At 62.8% G+C, this 19,369-nt stretch carries 16 protein-coding genes and 2 pseudogenes; 12 read left to right on the top strand and 6 right to left on the bottom strand.

Going from position 1 to position 19,369, the window contains the following annotated elements; translation table 11 throughout:
- Nucleotides 1–329: 329 nt before the first annotated feature.
- A complete protein-coding gene (locus tag JQ609_RS32825) occupies nucleotides 330–725 on the bottom strand; it encodes a helix-turn-helix domain-containing protein (protein WP_192734827.1) in 396 nt (131 codons plus the stop codon).
- Nucleotides 726–1,314: 589 nt separating this feature from the next.
- Between JQ609_RS32825 and JQ609_RS32830 the strand changes: the two genes are divergently transcribed.
- Nucleotides 1,315–1,638, top strand: a complete 324-nt coding sequence (locus JQ609_RS32830; protein ID WP_212276765.1) for a hypothetical protein — start codon at nucleotides 1,315–1,317, stop codon at nucleotides 1,636–1,638.
- A 193-nt stretch (nucleotides 1,639–1,831) separates the two neighbouring features.
- Here JQ609_RS32830 and JQ609_RS32835 read toward each other — a convergent pair.
- Nucleotides 1,832–3,075 (bottom strand): annotated as a pseudogene (locus tag JQ609_RS32835) (sensor histidine kinase).
- A 300-nt stretch (nucleotides 3,076–3,375) separates the two neighbouring features.
- Here JQ609_RS32835 and JQ609_RS32840 point away from each other — a divergent pair.
- The 3 genes from JQ609_RS32840 to JQ609_RS32850 all read left to right on the top strand — a co-directional run bounded on the left by JQ609_RS32840 (nucleotide 3,376) and on the right by JQ609_RS32850 (nucleotide 6,280).
- The gene (locus JQ609_RS32840) at nucleotides 3,376–4,368 is read left to right on the top strand and encodes a TRAP transporter substrate-binding protein (RefSeq protein WP_212208454.1); all 993 of its coding nucleotides are present in this window, start codon (nucleotides 3,376–3,378) and stop codon (nucleotides 4,366–4,368) included.
- 80 nt (nucleotides 4,369–4,448) lie between these two features.
- Nucleotides 4,449–4,964 carry a TRAP transporter small permease gene (locus JQ609_RS32845; RefSeq protein WP_212276766.1) on the top strand — a complete coding sequence of 172 codons (516 nt, stop codon included), beginning with the start codon at nucleotides 4,449–4,451 and terminating at the stop codon, nucleotides 4,962–4,964.
- Complete coding sequence (locus JQ609_RS32850; RefSeq protein WP_212208452.1) at nucleotides 4,961–6,280, top strand: TRAP transporter large permease; 1,320 nt, start codon at nucleotides 4,961–4,963, stop codon at nucleotides 6,278–6,280. Before JQ609_RS32845 ends, JQ609_RS32850 begins: the two co-directional genes overlap by 4 nt.
- Before the next feature lie 48 nt (nucleotides 6,281–6,328).
- Here the strand turns inward: JQ609_RS32850 and JQ609_RS32855 are convergent, their stop codons facing one another.
- Nucleotides 6,329–7,591, bottom strand: a complete 1,263-nt coding sequence (locus JQ609_RS32855) for a serine hydrolase (RefSeq protein ID WP_212276767.1) — start codon at nucleotides 7,589–7,591, stop codon at nucleotides 6,329–6,331.
- A gap of 135 nt (nucleotides 7,592–7,726) precedes the next feature.
- Here JQ609_RS32855 and JQ609_RS32860 point away from each other — a divergent pair, with 135 nt between their 5' ends.
- The 6 genes from JQ609_RS32860 (at nucleotide 7,727) to JQ609_RS32885 (ending at nucleotide 16,074) form a co-directional block, all read left to right on the top strand.
- Nucleotides 7,727–8,665: a dioxygenase gene (locus JQ609_RS32860; RefSeq protein WP_212276768.1), complete on the top strand. Its 939-nt coding sequence runs from the start codon at nucleotides 7,727–7,729 to the stop codon at nucleotides 8,663–8,665.
- Between the two features lie 331 nt (nucleotides 8,666–8,996).
- Nucleotides 8,997–10,310, top strand: coding sequence for a CmpA/NrtA family ABC transporter substrate-binding protein (locus JQ609_RS32865; protein ID WP_212276769.1), 1,314 nt, complete (start codon nucleotides 8,997–8,999; stop codon nucleotides 10,308–10,310).
- Nucleotides 10,311–10,369: 59 nt separating this feature from the next.
- Nucleotides 10,370–11,278 (top strand): nitrate ABC transporter permease, encoded by a 909-nt coding sequence (ntrB, locus tag JQ609_RS32870; RefSeq protein ID WP_212208448.1) that lies wholly within the window; start codon nucleotides 10,370–10,372, stop codon nucleotides 11,276–11,278.
- A 12-nt stretch (nucleotides 11,279–11,290) separates the two neighbouring features.
- A complete protein-coding gene (locus JQ609_RS32875; RefSeq protein WP_212208447.1) occupies nucleotides 11,291–12,085 on the top strand; it encodes an ABC transporter ATP-binding protein in 795 nt (264 codons plus the stop codon).
- Nucleotides 12,086–12,140: 55 nt separating this feature from the next.
- Complete coding sequence (locus JQ609_RS32880) at nucleotides 12,141–13,358, top strand: NAD(P)/FAD-dependent oxidoreductase (protein WP_212276770.1); 1,218 nt, start codon at nucleotides 12,141–12,143, stop codon at nucleotides 13,356–13,358.
- Between the two features lie 13 nt (nucleotides 13,359–13,371).
- Complete coding sequence (locus tag JQ609_RS32885; protein ID WP_212276771.1) at nucleotides 13,372–16,074, top strand: nitrate reductase; 2,703 nt, start codon at nucleotides 13,372–13,374, stop codon at nucleotides 16,072–16,074.
- Nucleotides 16,075–16,211: 137 nt separating this feature from the next.
- Here the strand turns inward: JQ609_RS32885 and JQ609_RS32890 are convergent, their stop codons facing one another.
- The 3 genes and pseudogenes from JQ609_RS32890 to JQ609_RS35700 all read right to left on the bottom strand — a co-directional run.
- On the bottom strand, nucleotides 16,212–16,886 hold the full coding sequence (locus JQ609_RS32890) for an L-2-amino-thiazoline-4-carboxylic acid hydrolase (protein ID WP_212276772.1): 675 nt from the start codon (nucleotides 16,884–16,886) through the stop codon (nucleotides 16,212–16,214).
- Entirely contained in the window at nucleotides 16,879–17,454 is a 576-nt protein-coding gene (locus tag JQ609_RS35695; RefSeq protein WP_312014926.1) for a VOC family protein, read from the bottom strand. Before JQ609_RS35695 ends, JQ609_RS32890 begins: the two co-directional genes overlap by 8 nt.
- A 44-nt stretch (nucleotides 17,455–17,498) precedes the next feature.
- A pseudogene (locus JQ609_RS35700) lies at nucleotides 17,499–17,753 on the bottom strand (VOC family protein); the annotation flags it as partial.
- Nucleotides 17,754–17,881: 128 nt separating this feature from the next.
- On the opposite strand from JQ609_RS35700, the gene JQ609_RS32900 reads away from it, so the two are divergent.
- On the top strand, nucleotides 17,882–18,511 hold the full coding sequence (locus tag JQ609_RS32900; protein WP_212276773.1) for a LysR family transcriptional regulator: 630 nt from the start codon (nucleotides 17,882–17,884) through the stop codon (nucleotides 18,509–18,511).
- Between the two features lie 7 nt (nucleotides 18,512–18,518).
- Complete coding sequence (locus tag JQ609_RS32905; protein WP_212276774.1) at nucleotides 18,519–19,361, top strand: aldo/keto reductase; 843 nt, start codon at nucleotides 18,519–18,521, stop codon at nucleotides 19,359–19,361.
- Nucleotides 19,362–19,369: the final 8 nt, after the last annotated feature.

A 19,369-nucleotide genomic window follows, 5' to 3' on the forward strand; every position in this document is an offset into this window, starting at 1 on the left:
GTCCGCAAAGCTGCCGCGCGAACTGTCGACGCGGTCTGCGCCGCAATCGGCTGCGCACTCGATGCCTTCACCTCAGAAGAATGTGCCAACTACCTCAAAAACTCAGGCTATCGAACCTAATGCCATCACGCTTTAGAGCCGTTTCGGTTCTGACGGAGTCACAACCGGGCTCTATTTGTCGAAGGCGTGGATTTGTTGAAGACGTGGATTGTTGGAGCCGTGGTTATTCGCGGCGTATTTTTTGACGCGTACTTTTTTTGACGCACACCTTTCACGCGTGTTCTTCGCGCGAACCGGCCCCGGTCCGCGCGAAAGCACCAGGCAACCGATCAGTCTTCGTTCGCTGCGATCGATTCCATCAAGGACACCAGCTGACGTTGTACGGTCTGGTCCTTGATCTTGCTGTAGGCTCGCAACAACCGCAGGCTGAAAGCGCTGTCGAGGAACAGCAGGCTCTCGACCTCACGCGCCTTGCCGTCGCCGTCGTAGAAGAAGGTGACGGGCACATCAAGCGCGGTAGCGATCTGCTGAAGACGAGCTGCGCCGACACGGTTGACGCCCTTCTCGTACTTCTGGACCTGCTGGAAGCTGACGCCGAGCTTGTCGCCAAGCTCTGCTTGCGAGATCTTCTGCTCAACACGCCGCAGGCGAATCCGCTTGCCCAATTCAATGTCGGGTTTGCCGGCACTGCGCTGCTTCATCTTCTTTGCTGCTGATGTTTTCATTCTGGTTTTACCGTCCTTCGATCGGGAAACCCTGAGCGATCGAGCCAGGGGTTCATCCGCATTTACCGCGTTAAGTTCGTCAGGGTCGTGAGTTCGTCGTTAGAACCACGGGATATCGAGTGATTGCGGGATGGTAGCCAAACGCATTTGCGCATTGGAAACACCCTGATACCGGCGCCGTCGGCTGCCTCCAGCCATTGGCGCCCGGGGCATAATTTAGCAAAACCCCGCACCCGTACATTTGGCAAACTATTCGACAAACTACAACCACCGCGAGTTCACTTGCCACAGATTTTGGGAGCATACTTACCGTGTAACGCCTGTGTACCCGGTACTTCTACGGATATTTGTGGCGGGTTGTGGGCCGATGAAATACCTCTTTAGGTGTACGAAAGGACTTCCCGTGGCTTGTATCGAGCACATGCCTCAACCGTGATATCTGAAAAAATACAGCACGGTCGATACGATTTTCAAATCGATAGTGTGCTGGACAATTGAGTAAAACTTCTGGATCATCAGGTCAGGCTCTCACACGATCCATTGCGTGACAGCGGCCGAATTATTTTGGTGCCTTTTCGTGGAGAGGCTCATGAAGCGACGATCCGAACCGCCTCCAATCTATCTTGCAAGCTCGGGAACTGACAAAATGCCGGCGGCCCATTCAGAAGAACGATTGTTGTCGCTCCTCGCAACGCTGGAGGAATGTCGGGCGTTTCTGATGGATAAGGCCAGCCCGGAGGCCGCGAGATTGCTGTCGCTGGCCATTCTCGAGCTTCGGATGGAACTGCATCGGGTGACGGATTCCGAACTCAAGGCGCTGTGCGACCTGATGGTGACGGATGCTCAGGCTGCGCATACCACCAAGGCCGCACCGGGCCCGCGGTTGCCGCCTTATTTGAAGCTCATCAAATAAGCGCTGCCTTCGGCCCGATAGGCCTGCGCAAAAACTCCCCGACCGGCCGGCCTGCACGGCGCCTTTGCCGGTGCGACTCGTTGTCGCTCTTTGGTTGCGGGCAACCCATCCCGGCTCCAGCCTGCGGTGACATCCTCCGGTTAGGCCCTTCGAACTCGCGCCGCGGCTTGTCGCGGTCGAAATCGCTATCCGCTCAAGTCTCCTGCTCGAGCGCCGCAGTCACCGTGCAGACGACGCCGCGGGGCAGGAAGTCGACGGTGGCCTCGCCGCCGAGCTGGTCTCGCGCGCTGCGCTCGATCAGGCGCGAGCCGAAACCGCGCTGCACCGGCGCAGAAACGTGCGGCCCGCCGGACTCGCTCCAGATCATCCGAAGTTTGCGGCCACCGCCTTGTGCGATGATCTCCCAATCCAGCGTAACGGTTCCACTGTCGTTCGACAGCGCACCGTATTTTGCGGCATTGGTCGCGATCTCGTGCACGATCATCGACAACACCACGGCGAGCCGCGGCGATAGCGGCACCTTCGGTCCGAACATCCGCACCCGCTCCGGATTGTTGAGCAGATAGGGATTGCGAACCCGTGCGACGACGTCCTGCAGTTCGGACCCCTGCCACTTCTCCTGGCTGAGCAGATTATGCGCTTCGGCGAGCGCACCCAGCCGGCCCTCGAATGTCTCACGCTCGGTCCGGCTGGCGCTGCGAAAGGTCTGCATGGCGATCGACTGCAGGATCGCGAGCGTGTTCTTGACGCGGTGGTTGAGCTCGTCAATTAGGAGATCGTGCAGCATCTCGCCGCGCGCAATCGCCGTCGCCATCCGCACTGCAAAGCCAAGGCCGACCAGCAGCAGCACGCCACCGATCACGCTGGTGATCGCCAGATTGCGCCATAACGGGGCGACCAGCGAGCTTTCCGCAATCCCGCCGGCGACCGTCCAGCCGGTGAGCGAGGAGCGCGCAACGCCGGTGGTCAGCGGCGCGCCTTCGAGCGACGCGGTCGCAAAGGTTCCCTCGGGTTTGCGAAACAGCTCCGCATAGAGCGACGGCGATGCCCGCTGGCCGATCGTGTTCTGCGGGTTCGGTACAAGGTCGAGGTTGTTGCGCAGCTGAAGACAGGCGTGACCGAGGAGAACAGCTGGCGCCCTTCGCGGTCCGCCACCAGCACGACGCCGTCCCTGCCATATTGTTCGAGAAAGCCGGTAACGATGCGGCGGAAACCGTCGAAGTCGCGGTCCCGCAGCGCGTTGGTCAGCGACAGCACCTGAAGCCCGCCGATCATGCGCTGCATTTCGGCATCGAGCACGAGGCGGATGCCGCGCACGGTCTCCAGCACGCGCTGCGTCGCGTCCTTGCGGTCCTGGACGTAATTGTTGAAAACGATGCCGGCCGCGAAAATGATCAGCGGCAGCGTGGTTCCCGCCACCAGAAGGACGAGACGCATCGACAGTGAACGCTTTGGCAATGCTCGTCCCGGATCGGCGCCCCCAAACCGGCGCGAGCATAGGAGAAGCAGCCGGCATCCGCCAAGGATTTTAGTCCGATTTCGCGTTCGTGACCGGCGGAGCGGCGGCCTGCGTGGTGCGCCGCATCATTGCGTAAGCTGCAGCGCTGTGCTGTTCGATCCGCGCATTGGAATTAGCTTCCATCGCAACGCTCTTTTGAATACGCTTCGAAAATTGCAAGCCGCAACGTCGGCAAAGCTCACGACCCGGTACAAGGGCGGAGCACAGGGAGGGACAACATGAAACGCAGAACAGTATTAACCGGGCTCGGTGCGACAGCGGCCGTCTTTGGAATGCCGTCCATCTTAAAAGCGCAGGCGCCGGTCACGCTGAACGGCGCCGTGCAGTTCAACGACGACCACGCGTTTACCAAGGCGCTGGTTCGGTTCGAAGAGCTGGTGAAGAAGTATTACGGCAAGCCCGTCAATTTCACGCTGCACAAGAACTCGTCCCTCGGTCTCGAGAAGCAGTATTTCGAGTACATGTCGCAGGGCAAGGCGGTCGATTACGGCATCGTCTCTCCGGCCCACATGTCGACCTTCGCCAAGGCGGCGCCGTTCATCGATGCTCCCTTTGTGTTCAAGGGTATCGACCACATGAACAAGGTCGTCGAGGCGAACATCCTGGCGCCGGTCGCCGACGAAGTCGCTGCGAAGGCCGAGGTGGTGCTGATCGGGTACGCCGGGGGCGGCATCCGCAACATCTTCGCTAACAAGCCGCTCAAGAACCTGGCCGACATCAAGGGCCTCAAGGTGCGTGTACAGGGCGCGCCGATCTGGTCGAAGACGTTTGCCGCCGCCGGCATGTCTCCGACGGTCATCGCCTATAATGAGGTCTACAACGCCATCCAGAATGGCGTGATCTCGGCCGGCGAGAACGAAGCCGCCGGCGTCGAGGCGATGAAGTTCTACGAAGTGGCCCCGCACCTCAATCTGACCCAGCATGCGGTGTCGATCCGGCCGATCTGCTTCTCGGTCAAAACGCTCAAGACCCTGCCCAAGGATCTGCAGGACGCCATCATGAAGGCGGGCAAGGAGGCCGGGGACTTCGGCCGCAAGCTCGAGTCGAGTGAGGAAGTCATCAAGCTCGACGCGCTGGAAAAGGCGGGCAAGCTCAAGCGCGTGCCGTTCGAGGAGCGCGACGCCATGAAGAAGCTCGCCGATCCCGTGATGGCGACGTACGCCAAGGAAATCGGCGCCGAAGCCATCTTCGAGAAAATCAACGTCGCCTAGGGCTGCGCGTCGCAGACCGGAGTTCGGGGCAAGCTTCACCGCTTGCCCCGTTCGATGAGTGTTACCGCGCGGGGGCGCCAATGACCGAACTGCCGATCGATTTCAACCCGTCGCTGTGGCGGCGACTGACGCGCGCCTACGGCAAATTGCTGGAAATCCTGCTGGCGGCCTGCGTCGGCATCCTGGTCATTCCCGTCACGCTGCAGATCATCTCGCGCTATACGCCGTTCATCCCATCCTACATCTGGACCGAGGAGATGGCGCGGTTCCTGTTCGTCTGGACCATCATGATCGGGGCGATGGTCGGCGTCAGGGAGGCGCAGCATTTCGAAGTCGATGTCTGGCCCGATTTGTCGCGGCGGTCGGAGGCCGCTGTGCGGATCACGGGACGGCTCGGGATATTGGCGCTGGCGCTGGTGTTCGTGTGGGCGGGCCTTGAGTTCACGCGGTTTGCCTGGAACAGGACGTCGGAGCTGGCCGATCTGCCGCTCTGGCTGATTCACGTCGCATGGCCGGTGGCAGGCTTCACGTGGATCGCGTTCGCGGGCGAACAGATCGTCGATGAGGCGCGGATCTTGCTCGGGGTGGCACGATGAGCGGCAGTGTTCTTTCCGCCGGGCAGGCTGCTATGGTCCTGTTCGGCGTTTTCATCGGCCTGCTCATCCTGCGCGTACCGGTCGCGTTCGCGCTCGGGCTTGCCTGCCTGCCGATCCTGCTGATCGAGCCGCGGCTGTCGATGATGATGCTCGCGCAGGAAACCTTCAACGCCTACAACTCCTTCATCCTGCTGGCGGTGCCGTTCTTCCTGCTGACCGCGAACCTGATGAGCATCGGCGGCATCACCGACCGCCTGGTGTCGCTGTCGCGTTCGATGGTCGGGCACTGGCCAGGCTCGCTGGCGCAGATCAACGTCGTGCTGTCGGTGTTCTTCGCCGGCATCTCCGGCTCCTCGACCGCGGATGCGGCGAGTCAGTCGAAGATCTTCATCGATGCCCAGACCAAGGAAGGCTACGACCTCTCGTTTTCGATCGCCATCACCGCGGTGTCGGCGGTGCTTGCGGTCATCATCCCGCCGTCGATCCTGATGATCGTGTGGGGCGGGTTGATCTCGACGTCGATCGCGGCGATGTACCTGGCCGGCATCGTTCCCGGATTGTTGATCGCGGGCGCGCAGATGGTCACCGTGCATGTCTATGCGGTGCGCCGCGGCTATCCGACCTATCCAAAGTCGAGCTGGGTCGAGATGCGTTGCGCGCTCTGGCGATCTATACCGGCGCTGATCACCCCGTTCATCATCGTCGGAGGCATTCTGCTCGGCTGGTTCACGGCAACCGAGTCCGCCTGCGTCGCGGTGCTGTATTCGGTGGCGCTGTCGGCTTTCTTCTACCGCGAAACCGGCGCCAAAGAACTTTACAAGGCCTTGCTCGACACCGGGCGCCTCGCCGGCGTCGCGCTGTTCTGTATCGGCACGGCGAGCGCATTCGGCTGGCTGCTCGCCTATTACAAGATTCCGCAGGAACTGCTGGCCAACGTCTCGACATGGGGCATGGGGCCGATCGCGGCGGGCTTCTTCATCTCCTTCTGTTTTCTGGTGGTCGGCTGCTTCCTCGATGCCATTCCGGCGATCGTGATCGTCGGCACCGTGCTGGAGCCGCTGGCGCGGGCGGTCGATCTCCATCCGGTGCAGTTCGCGATCATCTCGATCGTCTCGCTGGCGTTCGGGCTGGTGACACCGCCTTACGGGTTATGTCTGATGATCGCGTGCTCGATTGCCGGGGTGCGGCTGCGTTATGCGCTCAAGGACACCGTGATCATGCTGATCCCGATGCTGCTGGTGCTGGCGGCGCTGATCATCTGGCCCAGCGTATCGCTGTTCCTGCCGCGCCTGATCGTGCCGGAGATGTTGAAATAGCAGGCCATCTATCCCGCGGCGATCATGCCGCGGGATGAGGCTCCGGCTTCAGAGATTGCTGTCGGTGATCGCCGCATACACCAGGGTGCGCAGCTCGCGCCGCAGCGGATAGGCGCTCGACGGCAGCACCTGGGTCATGAAGATCGTGATCAGTTCTTCGGCGGGATCGATGAAGAACGAGGTCGTCGCCGCGCCGCCCCAATTATACTCGCCGGGGCTGCCGGGAATCAGCGTCTGCTCGGGATGCATGGTGACGGCAAAGCCGAGACCGAAGCCGATGCCGTTATAGGTGGCTTCGCTGAACAGTGAGCGCGACATGCCAGGCAGGTCCAACCCGCCGGGCAGATGGTTCGACGTCATCAGCTTCAGCGTCTTTGGCCCGATGAGCCTGACGCCGCCAAGCTCACCGCCATTGAGGAGCGCCCGGCAGAAGGTGAGATAGTCGGCCGCGGTCGAGCACAATCCGCCGCCGCCGGAGACGAGCGAGGGCGGGGTAAGGAACGAACTCGTAGCCGGGTCATCCTGCAGCTTCAATGTGGCCTCGCCGGCCGTCATGCCGATCTGTACGCCAGCGGAATAGCAGGCCGCAAAACGATGCGCCTTGTCTGCCGGCACGAAGAAGTCGGTGTCGTTCATGCCGAGCGGATTGAAGATGCGTTCCTTCAGGAACTGCTCGAACGGCATGCCGCTGATCTTGCCGACCAGATAGCCGACCACGTCGGTGGCAACCGAATAGTTCCAAGCTTCGCCCGGCGAAAATTCCAGTGGGATCTTGGCGAGATCCTCGATCATGCTTTGCAGCGTGCCGGCCTTGATGACCTCGCCGATCTTGTTCTCGCGATAGGCGGCGTCGACATTGGAGCGCTGCTGGAAGCCATACGTAAGACCCGAGGTGTGCCGCAACAGGTCCACGATCAGCATCGGCCGCGACGGTGGCCGGGTCAGGAAGGCCGGGAAGCTGCCGGCCTGGAACACGCCGAGGTTCTTCCATTCCGGAATGTATTTGTGGACGGGCTCGTCGAGCGCGACGCGGCCCTCCTCGAGCAGCATCATGAAAGCCACGCTCGTGATCGGCTTGGTCATCGAATAAATGCGGAAGATGGTGTCGTCCTTGACCGGGACCTTGCGCTCGAGGTCGGCAAAGCCCTGCGCGGTCGAATGCACGACCTTGCCGCGGCGGTAGATCAGGACCTGTGTTCCCGGGAAGCGGCCGGCGTCGATGTAGCGCTGCTTGAGATGGTTCTCGAGACGATCCAGCGCCGGCTTCGACATTCCGGCAGACTCGGGCGAGGCGGGGGTAGGGGCTAGCATCAGGGCTGATCTCCGGCTGGCGAGGGAGCCTTGATAGCCGAAAAGTGTGCCCCGTTCCAACCGCCTGCGCTTACCCCGTGCGGTATGGTGGTGTAGGCTTGACCGAGCCACCATGCACCCCGCAGGACAGCCAAAATGCCCCAATTCAACGAAACCGAACTGACCGCCGCTGTGATCCGCAGCTTCGATGACACGCCGGATCCGCGGGCGAAATTCCTGCTGCAGGAATTGGTGAAATCGTTGCACGATTATGTCAGCCGGACCGATCTCACCTTCGAGGAATGGGAATACGCGATCGATTTCCTGACCCGGACCGGACAGAAGTGCACCCCGATCCGCCAGGAATTCATCCTGCTCTCCGACGTGCTCGGGGTCTCGATGCTGGTCGACGCCGTCAACCACCGCGAACGCGAAGGCGCCACCGAGACCACCGTGCTCGGGCCGTTCTATGTCGGCGAACACAAGGTGACGCCGCACGGCACCGACGTCTCGGCCAATTTGCCGGGCGAGCGGATGTTCGTGCAGAGCCGCGTCACGGATCTTGCGGGCAAGCCGCTGGCGAATGTTCCCGTCGATATCTGGCACGCCGATGACGAAGGCTATTACGATTCACAGAAGGCGTCTTATGCCACCGAGGGACCCTCGTCGCGGGCGCGCTTCGTCACCGATGCCGATGGCCGGTTCTTCTTCCGCACCATTTTGCCGTGCAGCTATCCGATCCCGACCGACGGTCCGGTCGGCGAAATGATCATCCAGACGCGGCGGCACGCGATGCGGCCGGCGCATGTGCACTTCCTGGTCGATGCGCCTGGCTATCAGCCGCTGATCACGCATGTGTTCATGGAGGGCGACAAATATCTCGATTCCGACGTGGTGTTCGGCGTCAAGGACGAGCTGGTCGCGAAGATTGAAAAACGCACTGACGCAACGATGCCGGACGGCAAGCCCGCGGCCGCGCCGTGGCACCTGATGACCTACGAATTCAGGATGAAACCGGGCGATGGCGCCGCGCCAAAACCGATGATGGCCAGGACGACTGACAAGACACCTGACAACGCCAAAGAGGACGCCTGAGGCAGGCTGGTGCGAGGCCTGCCCAATCGTTGTGCACCGCACAAGGATTGGGCGAATCGCAAATTTGAAAAGCGATGACTGGTTCCTGACCGCTGCCGATTTTTGCGGCATTGGTTCTGCATAGCACTGATATTTAAAAGTTTTTTGTAGTGAAGAAGGCTTGGCACGAAGCTTGAATAGCTAGTGCTGACGCCATTGATGCCGTCCCTTGAGACCACTCATCCGAATTGTGACGCCGCACTCCGGGGGCATCCCTGGAACGCGCCCTCGTGCGACCACGCGCGGTGATCCATTCGGACGGCCCCATTTCCAACGAAGGATAGAGAGACCCATGACGAAGCCCACCCATCCGACCTCACACGGCCTCAGCCGCCGCCGGCTCTTGAAAGCGACCGCTGGTACGGCGGCGTTGCTGGCCGCGGCCAAGCTAAATTTCCCGGCTGGCGCCTTCGCGCAAGGGGCGGGGCCCGAAGTGAAGGGGGCCAAGCTCGGCTTCATTGCGCTCAGCGATGCCGGCGCGCTGTTCGTGGCTAAGGACAAGGGCCTGTTCGCCAAGCACGGCGTCCCCGATGTCGACGTGCAGAAGCAGGCCTCATGGGGCACCACGCGCGACAACCTCGTGCTGGGATCGGAAGGCAACGGCATCGATGGCGCGCACATCCTCACCCCGATGCCGTATTTGATCTCGGCCGGCAAGGTGACGCAGAACAATCAGCCGACGCCGATGTACATCCTGGCGCGGCTCAATCTCGACGCGCAGTGCATCTCGGTCTCCAATGAATACGCCGATCTCAAGGTCGGCCTGGACGCCAAACCGTTCAAGGAAGCGCTGGAAAAGAAGAAAGCTGCCGGCAAGCCGATCAAGGCGGCGATGACGTTCCCGGGCGGCACGCACGATCTGTGGATCCGTTACTGGCTCGCCGCCGGCGGCATCGACCCCGACAAGGACATCGAAACCATTACGGTGCCGCCGCCGCAGATGGTCGCCAACATGAAGGTCGGCACCATGGACTGCTTCTGCGTCGGCGAACCCTGGCCCGGCCAGCTCGTGCATCAGAAGATCGGCTACACCGCGGTCAACACCGGCGAGCTCTGGAACAAGCATCCCGAGAAATCCTTCGCGATGCGCTCGGCCTGGGTCGACAAGAATCCGAAGGCTGCGCAGGCCATCACCATGGCGATCCAGGAGGCGCAGCAATGGGCCGACAAGATGGAGAACAAGGAAGAACTCGCCACCATCATGGGCAAGCGGCAGTGGATCAACTGCCCGGTTGAGGACATTCTCGATCGCGCCAAGGGCAAGTTCGACTACGGCACCGGCAAGGTGGTCGAGAACTCGCCGCACATCATGAAGTACTGGCGCGACCACGCCTCCTATCCGTTCCAGAGCCACGATCTCTGGTTCATGACCGAGGACATTCGCTGGGGCAAGTTCGAGCCGGGCTACGACTCCAAGGCACTGATCGCCAAGGTCAATCGCGAGGACATCTGGCGCGATGCCGCCAAGGCGCTCGGCGTCGCGGCTGCGGATATTCCAGCCTCGAAGTCACGCGGCAAGGAGACCTTCTTCGACGGCAAGGTGTTCGATCCGGAAGATCCGGGCGCGTACCTGAAGTCGCTGTCCATCAAGCGTGCTGATGTCTGATCCGGCAGGACCGCCCGCAAGCGGGCGGTCCGCCTCGTGAACACGGAGACGCATTTCCCATGAACATGCCTGCGATCAAGACCGAACCCGCCACCGCGATTGTTACGCACGCGGCGGCCCCGGTTGCCACCCCGGTCGTGACGATGACGCCGAAGCGTCCGCCGCGTGCCGAAAAATACAGCAAGATGGTCAAGGACACCGCGGTGCGCGTCGTGCCGCCGCTGATCGTGATCGCGCTCCTGATGCTGTTCTGGGAGCTGGTCTGCCAACGCGCCGGCTCCACCTTGCCGCCGCCCTCGCGCGTGTTCAAGGACACCAAGGAACTGATCTTCGATCCGTTCTTCGATCGCGGCGGCATCGACAAGGGCCTGTTCTGGCACTTGTCCGCAAGTCTGCAGCGCGTCGCGCTCGGCTATTCGATCGCTGCGATCGTCGGCGTCGCGCTCGGCACGCTGGTCGGCCAGTCGGTCTGGGCGATGCGCGGGCTCGATCCCTTGTTCCAGGTGCTGCGCACCATCCCGCCGCTGGCGTGGCTGCCGCTGTCGCTGGCCGCGTTCCGCGACGGCCAGCCCTCGGCGATCTTCGTGATCTTCATCACCTCGGTGTGGCCGATCATCATCAACACCGCAGTCGGCATCCGCAACATCCCGCAGGATTACCGCAACGTCGCGGCCGTGGTGCAGCTCAATCCGCTGGAGTTCTTCGGCAAGATCATGATCCCGGCCGCTGCCCCCTACATCTTCACGGGCTTGCGCATCGGCATCGGCCTGTCCTGGCTCGCGATCGTCGCGGCCGAGATGCTGATCGGCGGCGTCGGCATCGGCTTCTTCATCTGGGACGCCTGGAACTCCTCGCACATCAGCGAGATCATCCTGGCGCTGTTCTATGTCGGCATCATCGGCTTCGTGCTCGATCGCTTGATCGCAGGACTGGGCAAGATCGTGACCCGCGGCACGTCCGCAGGCTGAAGGGAACATATCATGCAGGCCTATCTGAAGCTCGACCACATCGACAAGACCTTCACCCGCGGCAATGCCTCGACCGAGGTGCTGAAGGAAATCAACCTGACGATCGACAAGGGCGAATACGTTTCGATCATCGGCCATTCCGGATGCGGCAAGTCCACGCTGCTCAACATCGTGGCCGGCCTTACCGACTGCACCAATGGCTGCGTGCTGCTGGAAAACCGCGAAGTCAATTCGCCGGGACCGGATCGCGCAGTGGTGTTCCAGAACCACAGCCTGCTGCCCTGGCTGACCGTCTATGAAAACGTCCGGCTCGGCGTCGACAAGGTGTTCGCTTCGAGCAAGACCCGCAGCGAACGCGATGCCTGGGTGATGCACAATCTCAACCTCGTGCAGATGGCCCATGCCAAGGACAAGCGCCCGTCGGAAATCTCCGGCGGCATGAAGCAGCGCGTCGGTATCGCCCGGGCGCTGGCGATGGAGCCGAAGGTGCTGCTGCTCGACGAGCCCTTTGGCGCGCTCGACGCGCTGACCCGCGCGCATCTGCAGGACTCGGTGATGGCGCTGCACCAGAAGCTCGGCAACACCATCCTGATGATCACCCATGACGTCGACGAGGCCGTGCTGCTGTCGGACCGCATCGTGATGATGACCAACGGGCCGAGCGCGCGGATCGGCGAAGTACTGGAAGTGCCGCTGGCGCGTCCGCGCAAACGGCTCGAGCTCGCAACCAACCCCGGGTACCTCAAGTGCCGGCAGCGCGTGCTCGAATTCCTGTACGAGCGGCATCGCTTCGTCGAGGCGGCGTAGTTCTTGTTATCTCCGCGCCCGCGCGGGCGCTGAAGCGGCCGAGTGAGGGTACGTCATGAGCGAACCGCTGGTGATTGTCGGCAACGGAATGGCTGCCGCCCGTCTGGTCGACGAACTGGCCAAGGTCGCGCTCGGCCGCTACGCCATTGCCGTGATCGGGGACGAACCGCGGCTTGCGTATAATCGCGTGCTGCTGTCATCGGTCCTTGCCGGCGAGACCGCCTCGCATGATATCGAGCTCAGGCCCGCTTCATGGTGGCGCGACCGCGGCGTCACCCTGAAATACGGCTGCCGGGCCACCGAGGTCGATGTCGGGCGGCGCGAAGTCAAAATCGAAAATGAAGAGAGTGTCCCGTTCTCGAAACTGGTCCTGACCACGGGTTCGTCGCCGCTGCGGCTCAACGTATCAGGCGCCGATCTTGCCGGCGTGCACACGTTTCGCGACAGCCGCGACGTCGATCTCCTGCTGACGCTGGCCGCGCAGAAGAAGCGCGTCGTGGTCGTCGGTGGCGGGCTGCTCGGGCTGGAAGCGGCCTACGGGCTCGCCAAGGCCGGCGCGCCGGTGACGCTGGTTCATTTGATGGAGCGGCTGATGGAGCGCCAGCTCGATGCGCCCGCCGCGGAACTGTTGAAATCGCTGGTCGAGCGCAAGGGCATCGAGATCCTGCTCAATGCCAACACCGCGCGCATCCATGGCACGACACGCGTCGAGGGCCTCGAACTGACCGATGGCCGCCGCATCGATGCCGATGCGGTGATCTTCGCAGCGGGCATCCGGCCGAATATCGCTCTGGCAAAGGAAGCCGGCATTGCCGTCAACCGGGGCGTCGTCGTCGACGACGTCATGCAAACCGTCGCGCCCGGCATCTTTGCGATCGGCGAATGCGCCGAACACCGCGGCATCTGCTACGGCCTGGTCGAGCCGGCCTATGAGCAGGCGCGCGTGCTGGCGCGGCATCTCGCAGGCCGCGACACCTCCTATAGCGGCAGCATCGTGGCGACCAATCTGAAGGTCTCCGGCGTCAGCGTGTTCTCAGCGGGTGATTTCGTGGGCACTGAGGGCTCCGAAACCATCGTGCTCAGCGATCTCAACTACGGCACCTACAAGAAACTCGTGGTTGCGGACGGACGGCTGACCGGCGCAGTACTGATCGGCGATGCCAGCGACGCGCTCTGGTATCTCGAACTGATCCGTACCCGCCAGCCCACCGCGCCCATTCGCGCCGACATGATGTTCGGCCGTTCGCTCGCGATCCGTTCAGAGGCGGCATGAGCCGGTTGCTCGCATGACCGCCGTCGATCCCCATTTGCGCGTCACCAAGACCGCCTGCGCCTATTGCGGCGTCGGTTGCGGCGTGCTGGCGACGCCCGACGGGCGGGGCGGGGCGTCGATCTCGGGCGATCCCGAGCACCCGGCGAATTTCGGCCGGCTGTGCTCGAAGGGCTCGGCGCTCGGCGAGACGCTGGGTCTGGAAAATCGCCTGCTGCATCCGATGATCCGCTGCGACAATGGGACCATGGAGCGCGTGGCCTGGAGCGACGCGCTCGACCATGTCGCGCATCGTTTTCAGCACATCATCGCGCGCGACGGACCCGGCGCCGTCGCGTTCTATCTCTCCGGGCAGCTGCTGACCGAAGACTATTACGTCGCCAACAAGCTGATGAAGGGATTCGTCGGCAGCGCCAATGTCGACACCAATTCACGGCTGTGCATGGCGTCGTCAGTCGCCGGCCACCGCCGCGCGTTCGGGGCGGACACCGTGCCCGGCTGCTACGAAGATCTCGACGAGGCCGATTTGCTGGTGCTGGTCGGCTCCAACGCGGCCTGGTGTCATCCGGTGCTGTACCAGCGCATGCTGGTCAACAAGCAGAGCCGCGGCGCCCGCATCGTGGTGATCGATCCGCGCCGGACCGATACGGTCGGCAATGACGATCTGTTTCTGGGGTTGAAGCCGGGCACCGACACCGCATTGTTCAGCGGTTTGCTGGTGCACCTCGCCGACAACGGCGCGCTCGACCACGACTACATCGAACGCCATACTACTGGCTTCGACGACGCGATGATGCGGGCGCGCAGCATGGCTGGCAGCCTCGGCGCGACGGCGCTGGCAACCGGCCTGTCCGAGCCTGATGTCGCGGCGTTCTTCCAGATGTTCGCCAATACGCCGCGCGTGGTCACGATGTATTCGCAAGGCGTCAACCAATCGGCGCAGGGCACCGACAAGGTCAATGCGATCCTCAACTGCCACCTTGCGACGGGTCGGATCGGTAAATTGGGCGCGTCGCCGTTCTCGCTGACCGGACAGCCCAATGCGATGGGCGGCCGCGAGGTCGGCGGGCTCGCCAACCAGCTGGCGGCCCATATGGGTTTTTCGCCGCCGGATATCGACCGCGTGCGCCGGTTCTGGAAGGCGCCGCGGATCGCCACCCATGAAGGGCTGAAAGCGGTCCAGATGTTCGAGGCCATCGCGCGCGGCGAGATCAAGGCGCTGTGGGTGATCGGCACCAATCCGGCGGTGTCGCTGCCCAATGCCGACGCCGTCAGCGCGGCGCTGAAGAAGCTCGAATTGTTCGTCGTCTCCGAAAACGTTGTTACCAACGACACCGTCGATGCCGGGGCGCAGGTGCTGTTTCCGGCGCAGGCTTGGGGCGAGAAATCCGGCACCGTGACCAACTCGGAACGCCGCATCTCCCGTCAGCGCGCGTTTCTTTCTTCGCCGGGCGAGGCGCGGCCGGATTGGTGGATCATCGGCGAGATCGCAAAGCGGCTCGGCTTTGGCGCGGCATTCAATTTTGCATCGGCCGCCGATATTTTTCGCGAGCACGCCGCACTCTCGGCGTTCGAAAACGAGGGCAACCGCGATTTCGACATCGGCGGCTTGCAGGCGCTGTCGGACGAAGCGTTCGATACGATGGCGCCGGTGCAATGGCCGATCCGGCTCGATGCGCAGCCGCAGGCGCGCTTCTTTGCCGAAGGCGGATTCTTCACTGGCGAACAGAAGGCCCGTTTTATCGCACCCGAGACTCCCGCGCTGCGGACCGAGACTACGGCCGCGCGCCCGCTGCGGCTGAACACCGGCCGCGTCCGCGACCAATGGCACACCATGACCCGCACCGGGATGAGCCCGCGGCTCGGCCAGCATCTGCCGGAGCCGTTCGTCGAAGTGCATCCGGACGACGCGGCAAGGCACGGCGTCGCCGACGGCGATTTCGCGCGGGTCACGACCGATTACGGACAATGCACGCTGCGGGTTGTCGTCAGCGAGCGCCAGCAGCGCGGCATGCTGTTCGCGCCGATCCACTGGAGCGCGGTCACCGCGACCGGCGCACGCGTGGGATCGCTGGTCGCGCCGCTCACCGATCCGTTCTCCGGCCAGCCCGAGAACAAGGCGACGCCGGCCTCGATCACCCCTTACGAATATGTGTTCCGCGGCTTTGCATTGTCGCGCACGCCGCTCGAGCTACCCGCGCATGCCTGGTGGGCGCGCGTCGCCGTCAATGGCGGCTATGGCTATCTGCTCGCGGATAACGCCGATCTCAGGGGCTGGCAGTCCTGGCTCGGATCGATCGCCGGCGATGACCTCGCCGAATACAAGGACTTTGGCGGCGGCGTCTATCGCGCGGCGTCTTTTGCCGCCGACCGTATCGAGACCTGCCTGTTCATCGGGCCCGCGCGGGACGCCGGCGACTGGAATGTGGTCAAGGGCCTGTTTGCCGCCGACGCGCTCAGCAACGATCAGCGCCGCATGCTTTTGTCGGGCAAATCGACGGACGGTCTTGCCAATGCCGGCCCGATCATCTGCGCCTGTTTTGGTGTTGGCCGCACCACGATCTGCGACAGCATCGCCGCAGGCGCGCGATCCGCGGCCGACATCGGCGCCAAACTGAAGGCGGGCACCAATTGCGGCTCATGCATTCCGGAGTTGAAGCGACTGATCGCGCAAACCGCGCCGAACGCCGTGCCGCAGTTGGCCGTGGCTGCGAATTAAAGCAGGTCCATCAACGTCATTGCGAGCGTAGCGAAGCAATCCATTCTTGCTTCCTGTTTGCCGCCCGATGGATTGCTTCGCTTCGCTCGCAATGACGGAGGAGGCGACGCGAATGACTCGAGCACACCCGTATCGTCCTACTCCGACGCCAGCCGCGAGAATCGGAAATTGCAGTGGCTCGCGCCGCCAGCCAGCGTTTGTGTCCTTTCCAAATGGATGCCCCGCGTTGCATAGGCGTCGAAATCAAGCCCGCAAATGTTCGGCAGGATTTCTTGATCTCCATGGCGAGCCGCGAATTTGCAGAAGCCGCAAGCCTTGTAGTTGATGCCGAATTCAAACTTGTCACCCGTATCAGGCTCGACGAAATCGTAGACGAAATCTTCCGGAAATTCTTGGCGGTGGCTTTTTGCAGCCTGCTCGCGCAGCAAAGCCTGATTCTCTGACGACATGAACTGACGACCCGAGGCGAGGCGCTCCGCTTCGGGCACGGTGAGCAATTGCGCCTTGTAGGTTTCTCGCTCGATTTCGCCGATCGCGGACAGCGGAACGTCGTGTCGCCGGAGCACCCGGCTGATGGCCATAAAGCCGATGAGGCGCATGAAGAAATCGCTCATGCGGCTTGCCGAGCCTCCGACATAGGGCATTTGGGTAAGCACGATTTCGAATTCGTCCATCACCTCCTGCCTGATCCCATCAATATCGGATAGATGCGCGCGCTCGCACAACATCGCTTCGGCAAGGTCGAGGCGATGGCGCATGGCGGTCTCCATCGCACCGCGATGCTGTTCGTAAAAGGGGTGAATCTCAGCCATAGGCAGTCTCCTGTTCGACGAACTCCAGCGCCAGGCCATGCGATGCGGCGGGCGAAGTCAGCAACACATCGCCGATGACCTCGAACGCGACACCGTTGTTCTTCAAGACCCGTCCGGTCGCATCGAGATCGGTGACCGCCAGCCGCGCCGCGCAAAAGCGCGGCGAACCATCGGCGGCGCAATTCGGCAGCCGGCGTGCCAGCTCGGGCGGGCCGAGCACGGTTATCCGGTCGCCGCGTTCGCCCACCGTCAATCGCCCGGTCGCGAATTCGGCGACACCCTCCGTGAGGCGCTCGAGGAACGCGCGGTGCTGCGCCGGCTCCGGCGCCGACATCACGACTTCGACCACGCGCAGGGCGCCGTTAAGGTGATGCTGGTATTCGGCCTTCCAGAACAGTTCGGGCGGATGGCGTTGCTGGCAGGTGAAGAAGGCGATCCCGGGCATCGCGGGATCAGTGGCAAACGCCAGTGAAAATCCGACGCGGGCCGTGCCACCGCCCGGCAGCACCGCGTCACGGCCAAAATCGAACGGCGCATAGGCGCCGAGATGGGCCGCGTTGAAGCGCACCGCTTCGGCATGGAGTCGGTGCTGTGCAAGGCCAGCATCGACATCCCTTCACCGGTGCGAAGAAAATCCTGATTGTGGGCGGCGAAGCTGAAGTGGCCGGGCGCGGCTGGCGGCACTGCCCCAGCATCGGTGACACCAAGCAGTTCCAGAAAATTATTCCCGAACATCGCCAGACGGTTGCTGGTTCCAAAGGGATGGACGCCGGTCGGCGTGAGAGAAAAGCCGAGCGTTTGCCAGTCCGGCGCGGCCTTTGCCAGATTGTGGACGCAAATAACGAGATGATCTAGTCGGCGAGGCATGGGATCTCCGGATGCTGCGAAGCGACCGTAACCGGGGACATCAGGTCAGCGCAAAGCATAGTTCCTTCGCTCAAGCACTAGAAAATCTATTGCAAGGCCAGGGCCCATCAGTGACAAACTGCAGCGCGATGACCTACACCCTTCCACCACTCAATGCGCTTCGCGCATTTGAAGCCGCCGCGCGACATCTCAGCTTCAAACTGGCCGCGCACGAGCTGCATGTGACACCCGCCGCCGTGGGGCAGCAGGTGAAAGCGCTGGAGGCGCGCCTCGGCGTACGCCTGTTCGAGCGGCTGCACAAACAGCTCATCCTGACCGCGGCCGGCCAGGCCTATCTGCCCGAAATATCCGACGGCTTTCGTCTGATCGCCGATGCGACCACCCGGTTGAAGCCGGCCGGCGCGGTGCTGCTGCAGTTGGGGCTCCATGGCAGCTTCGACCTGCGCCGGCTGGAGTTGGCGGCGTTTCGCGGCGCGCATGCGGAAATCGGTTTGCGGGTGCTGCAGCCCGCCGGCCTGCACGAGCTGGTCGAGGGCAAAGTCGACCTGCTGATCGCCCGCGGTCTTGGCCACCATCCGGGCTATCGCTGCGACCGCGTCAATGAGGGATCCGGTTTGGGCGATTGGCTGATTGCGCCCGAAGGCACCGCTGACTGTCCTGAGGTCGTCAGCTTCCGCGATTGGCTGCGCGCGCTGCCGGTCGAGAACCCGCTCGAAGTCCATCGCCGTCCTCGTCTGGTCGGCAACATCAGAAGTTGAGGCGATCGTGAAGCAGAAAAAATTCGGCGTCAAAGGCCCGGAAGTGTCCGTCATCGGGCAGGGCACCTGGTACATCGATCGCGCCGACCGCAAAAGCGCGGTCGCAGCACTATGCCGCGGCCTCGAGCTCGGCATGACCCATGTCGACACCGCCGAAATGTATGGCGATGCCGAACCCGTGATCGCGGAGGCGATGGCCGCCGGCAAGCGCGAGGATCTCTATCTCGTCTCCAAGGTGCTGCCGAGCAACGCGTCGCGTCGCGGCACCATTGCCGCCTGCGAGCGATCGCTGAAGCGGCTGAAGACCGATCACCTCGACTGCTACCTGCTGCACTGGCGCGGATCCCATGAGCTTGAAGACACCGTGGCGGCGTTCGATCAGTTGATATCAGCCGGAAAAATCCGCTCATGGGGTGTCAGCAATTTCGACACCGACGATCTCAACGAATTGCTGGCGGTCGCCGGGCAGGGCAGGATCGCCTGCAACCAGGTGCTCTATCATTTGCAGGAGCGCGCGATCGAGCATGCTGTCATCCCGTGGTGCGAACGGCACGGTGTTGCCGTCGTCGCCTATTCACCGTTCGGTCACAATGATTTTCCCTCGCCGCACAGCAGGGAAGGGCAGGTGTTGCAGGCGATTGCCGACGCGCGCCACGTCACCGCGCGGCAGATCGCGCTCGCGTTTCTGACGCGCCTTGCAGCGGTGTTTGCAATTCCGAAAGCCGCGAGCGCGGAGCATGCCGCGGACAATGCGGCGGCGGGAAAGTTGACGCTGAGCGCCAGCGAGATCGAAGCCCTCGACAAGGCCTTTCCGCGTGGCCCGAAGCCGCGCGGTCTGCCGATGCTCTGATAGAAGCC

Source organism: Bradyrhizobium sp. AUGA SZCCT0169 (assembly GCF_018130085.1).
GTDB lineage: Bacteria > Pseudomonadota > Alphaproteobacteria > Rhizobiales > Xanthobacteraceae > Bradyrhizobium.

What these genes read in the sequence shown, in the direction of transcription:
- JQ609_RS32825 (WP_192734827.1), bottom strand. Translation starts at nt 725, where the DNA reads ATGAAAACATCAGCAGCAAAGAAGATGAAGCAGCGCAGTGCCGGCAAA.
- JQ609_RS32830 (WP_212276765.1), top strand. Translation starts at nt 1,315, where the DNA reads ATGAAGCGACGATCCGAACCGCCTCCAATCTATCTTGCAAGCTCGGGA.
- JQ609_RS32840 (WP_212208454.1), top strand. Translation starts at nt 3,376, where the DNA reads ATGAAACGCAGAACAGTATTAACCGGGCTCGGTGCGACAGCGGCCGTC.
- JQ609_RS32845 (WP_212276766.1), top strand. Translation starts at nt 4,449, where the DNA reads ATGACCGAACTGCCGATCGATTTCAACCCGTCGCTGTGGCGGCGACTG.
- JQ609_RS32850 (WP_212208452.1), top strand. Translation starts at nt 4,961, where the DNA reads ATGAGCGGCAGTGTTCTTTCCGCCGGGCAGGCTGCTATGGTCCTGTTC.
- JQ609_RS32855 (WP_212276767.1), bottom strand. Translation starts at nt 7,591, where the DNA reads ATGCTAGCCCCTACCCCCGCCTCGCCCGAGTCTGCCGGAATGTCGAAG.
- JQ609_RS32860 (WP_212276768.1), top strand. Translation starts at nt 7,727, where the DNA reads ATGCCCCAATTCAACGAAACCGAACTGACCGCCGCTGTGATCCGCAGC.
- JQ609_RS32865 (WP_212276769.1), top strand. Translation starts at nt 8,997, where the DNA reads ATGACGAAGCCCACCCATCCGACCTCACACGGCCTCAGCCGCCGCCGG.
- ntrB (WP_212208448.1), top strand. Translation starts at nt 10,370, where the DNA reads ATGAACATGCCTGCGATCAAGACCGAACCCGCCACCGCGATTGTTACG.
- JQ609_RS32875 (WP_212208447.1), top strand. Translation starts at nt 11,291, where the DNA reads ATGCAGGCCTATCTGAAGCTCGACCACATCGACAAGACCTTCACCCGC.
- JQ609_RS32880 (WP_212276770.1), top strand. Translation starts at nt 12,141, where the DNA reads ATGAGCGAACCGCTGGTGATTGTCGGCAACGGAATGGCTGCCGCCCGT.
- JQ609_RS32885 (WP_212276771.1), top strand. Translation starts at nt 13,372, where the DNA reads ATGACCGCCGTCGATCCCCATTTGCGCGTCACCAAGACCGCCTGCGCC.
- JQ609_RS32890 (WP_212276772.1), bottom strand. Translation starts at nt 16,886, where the DNA reads ATGGCTGAGATTCACCCCTTTTACGAACAGCATCGCGGTGCGATGGAG.
- JQ609_RS32900 (WP_212276773.1), top strand. Translation starts at nt 17,882, where the DNA reads ATGACCTACACCCTTCCACCACTCAATGCGCTTCGCGCATTTGAAGCC.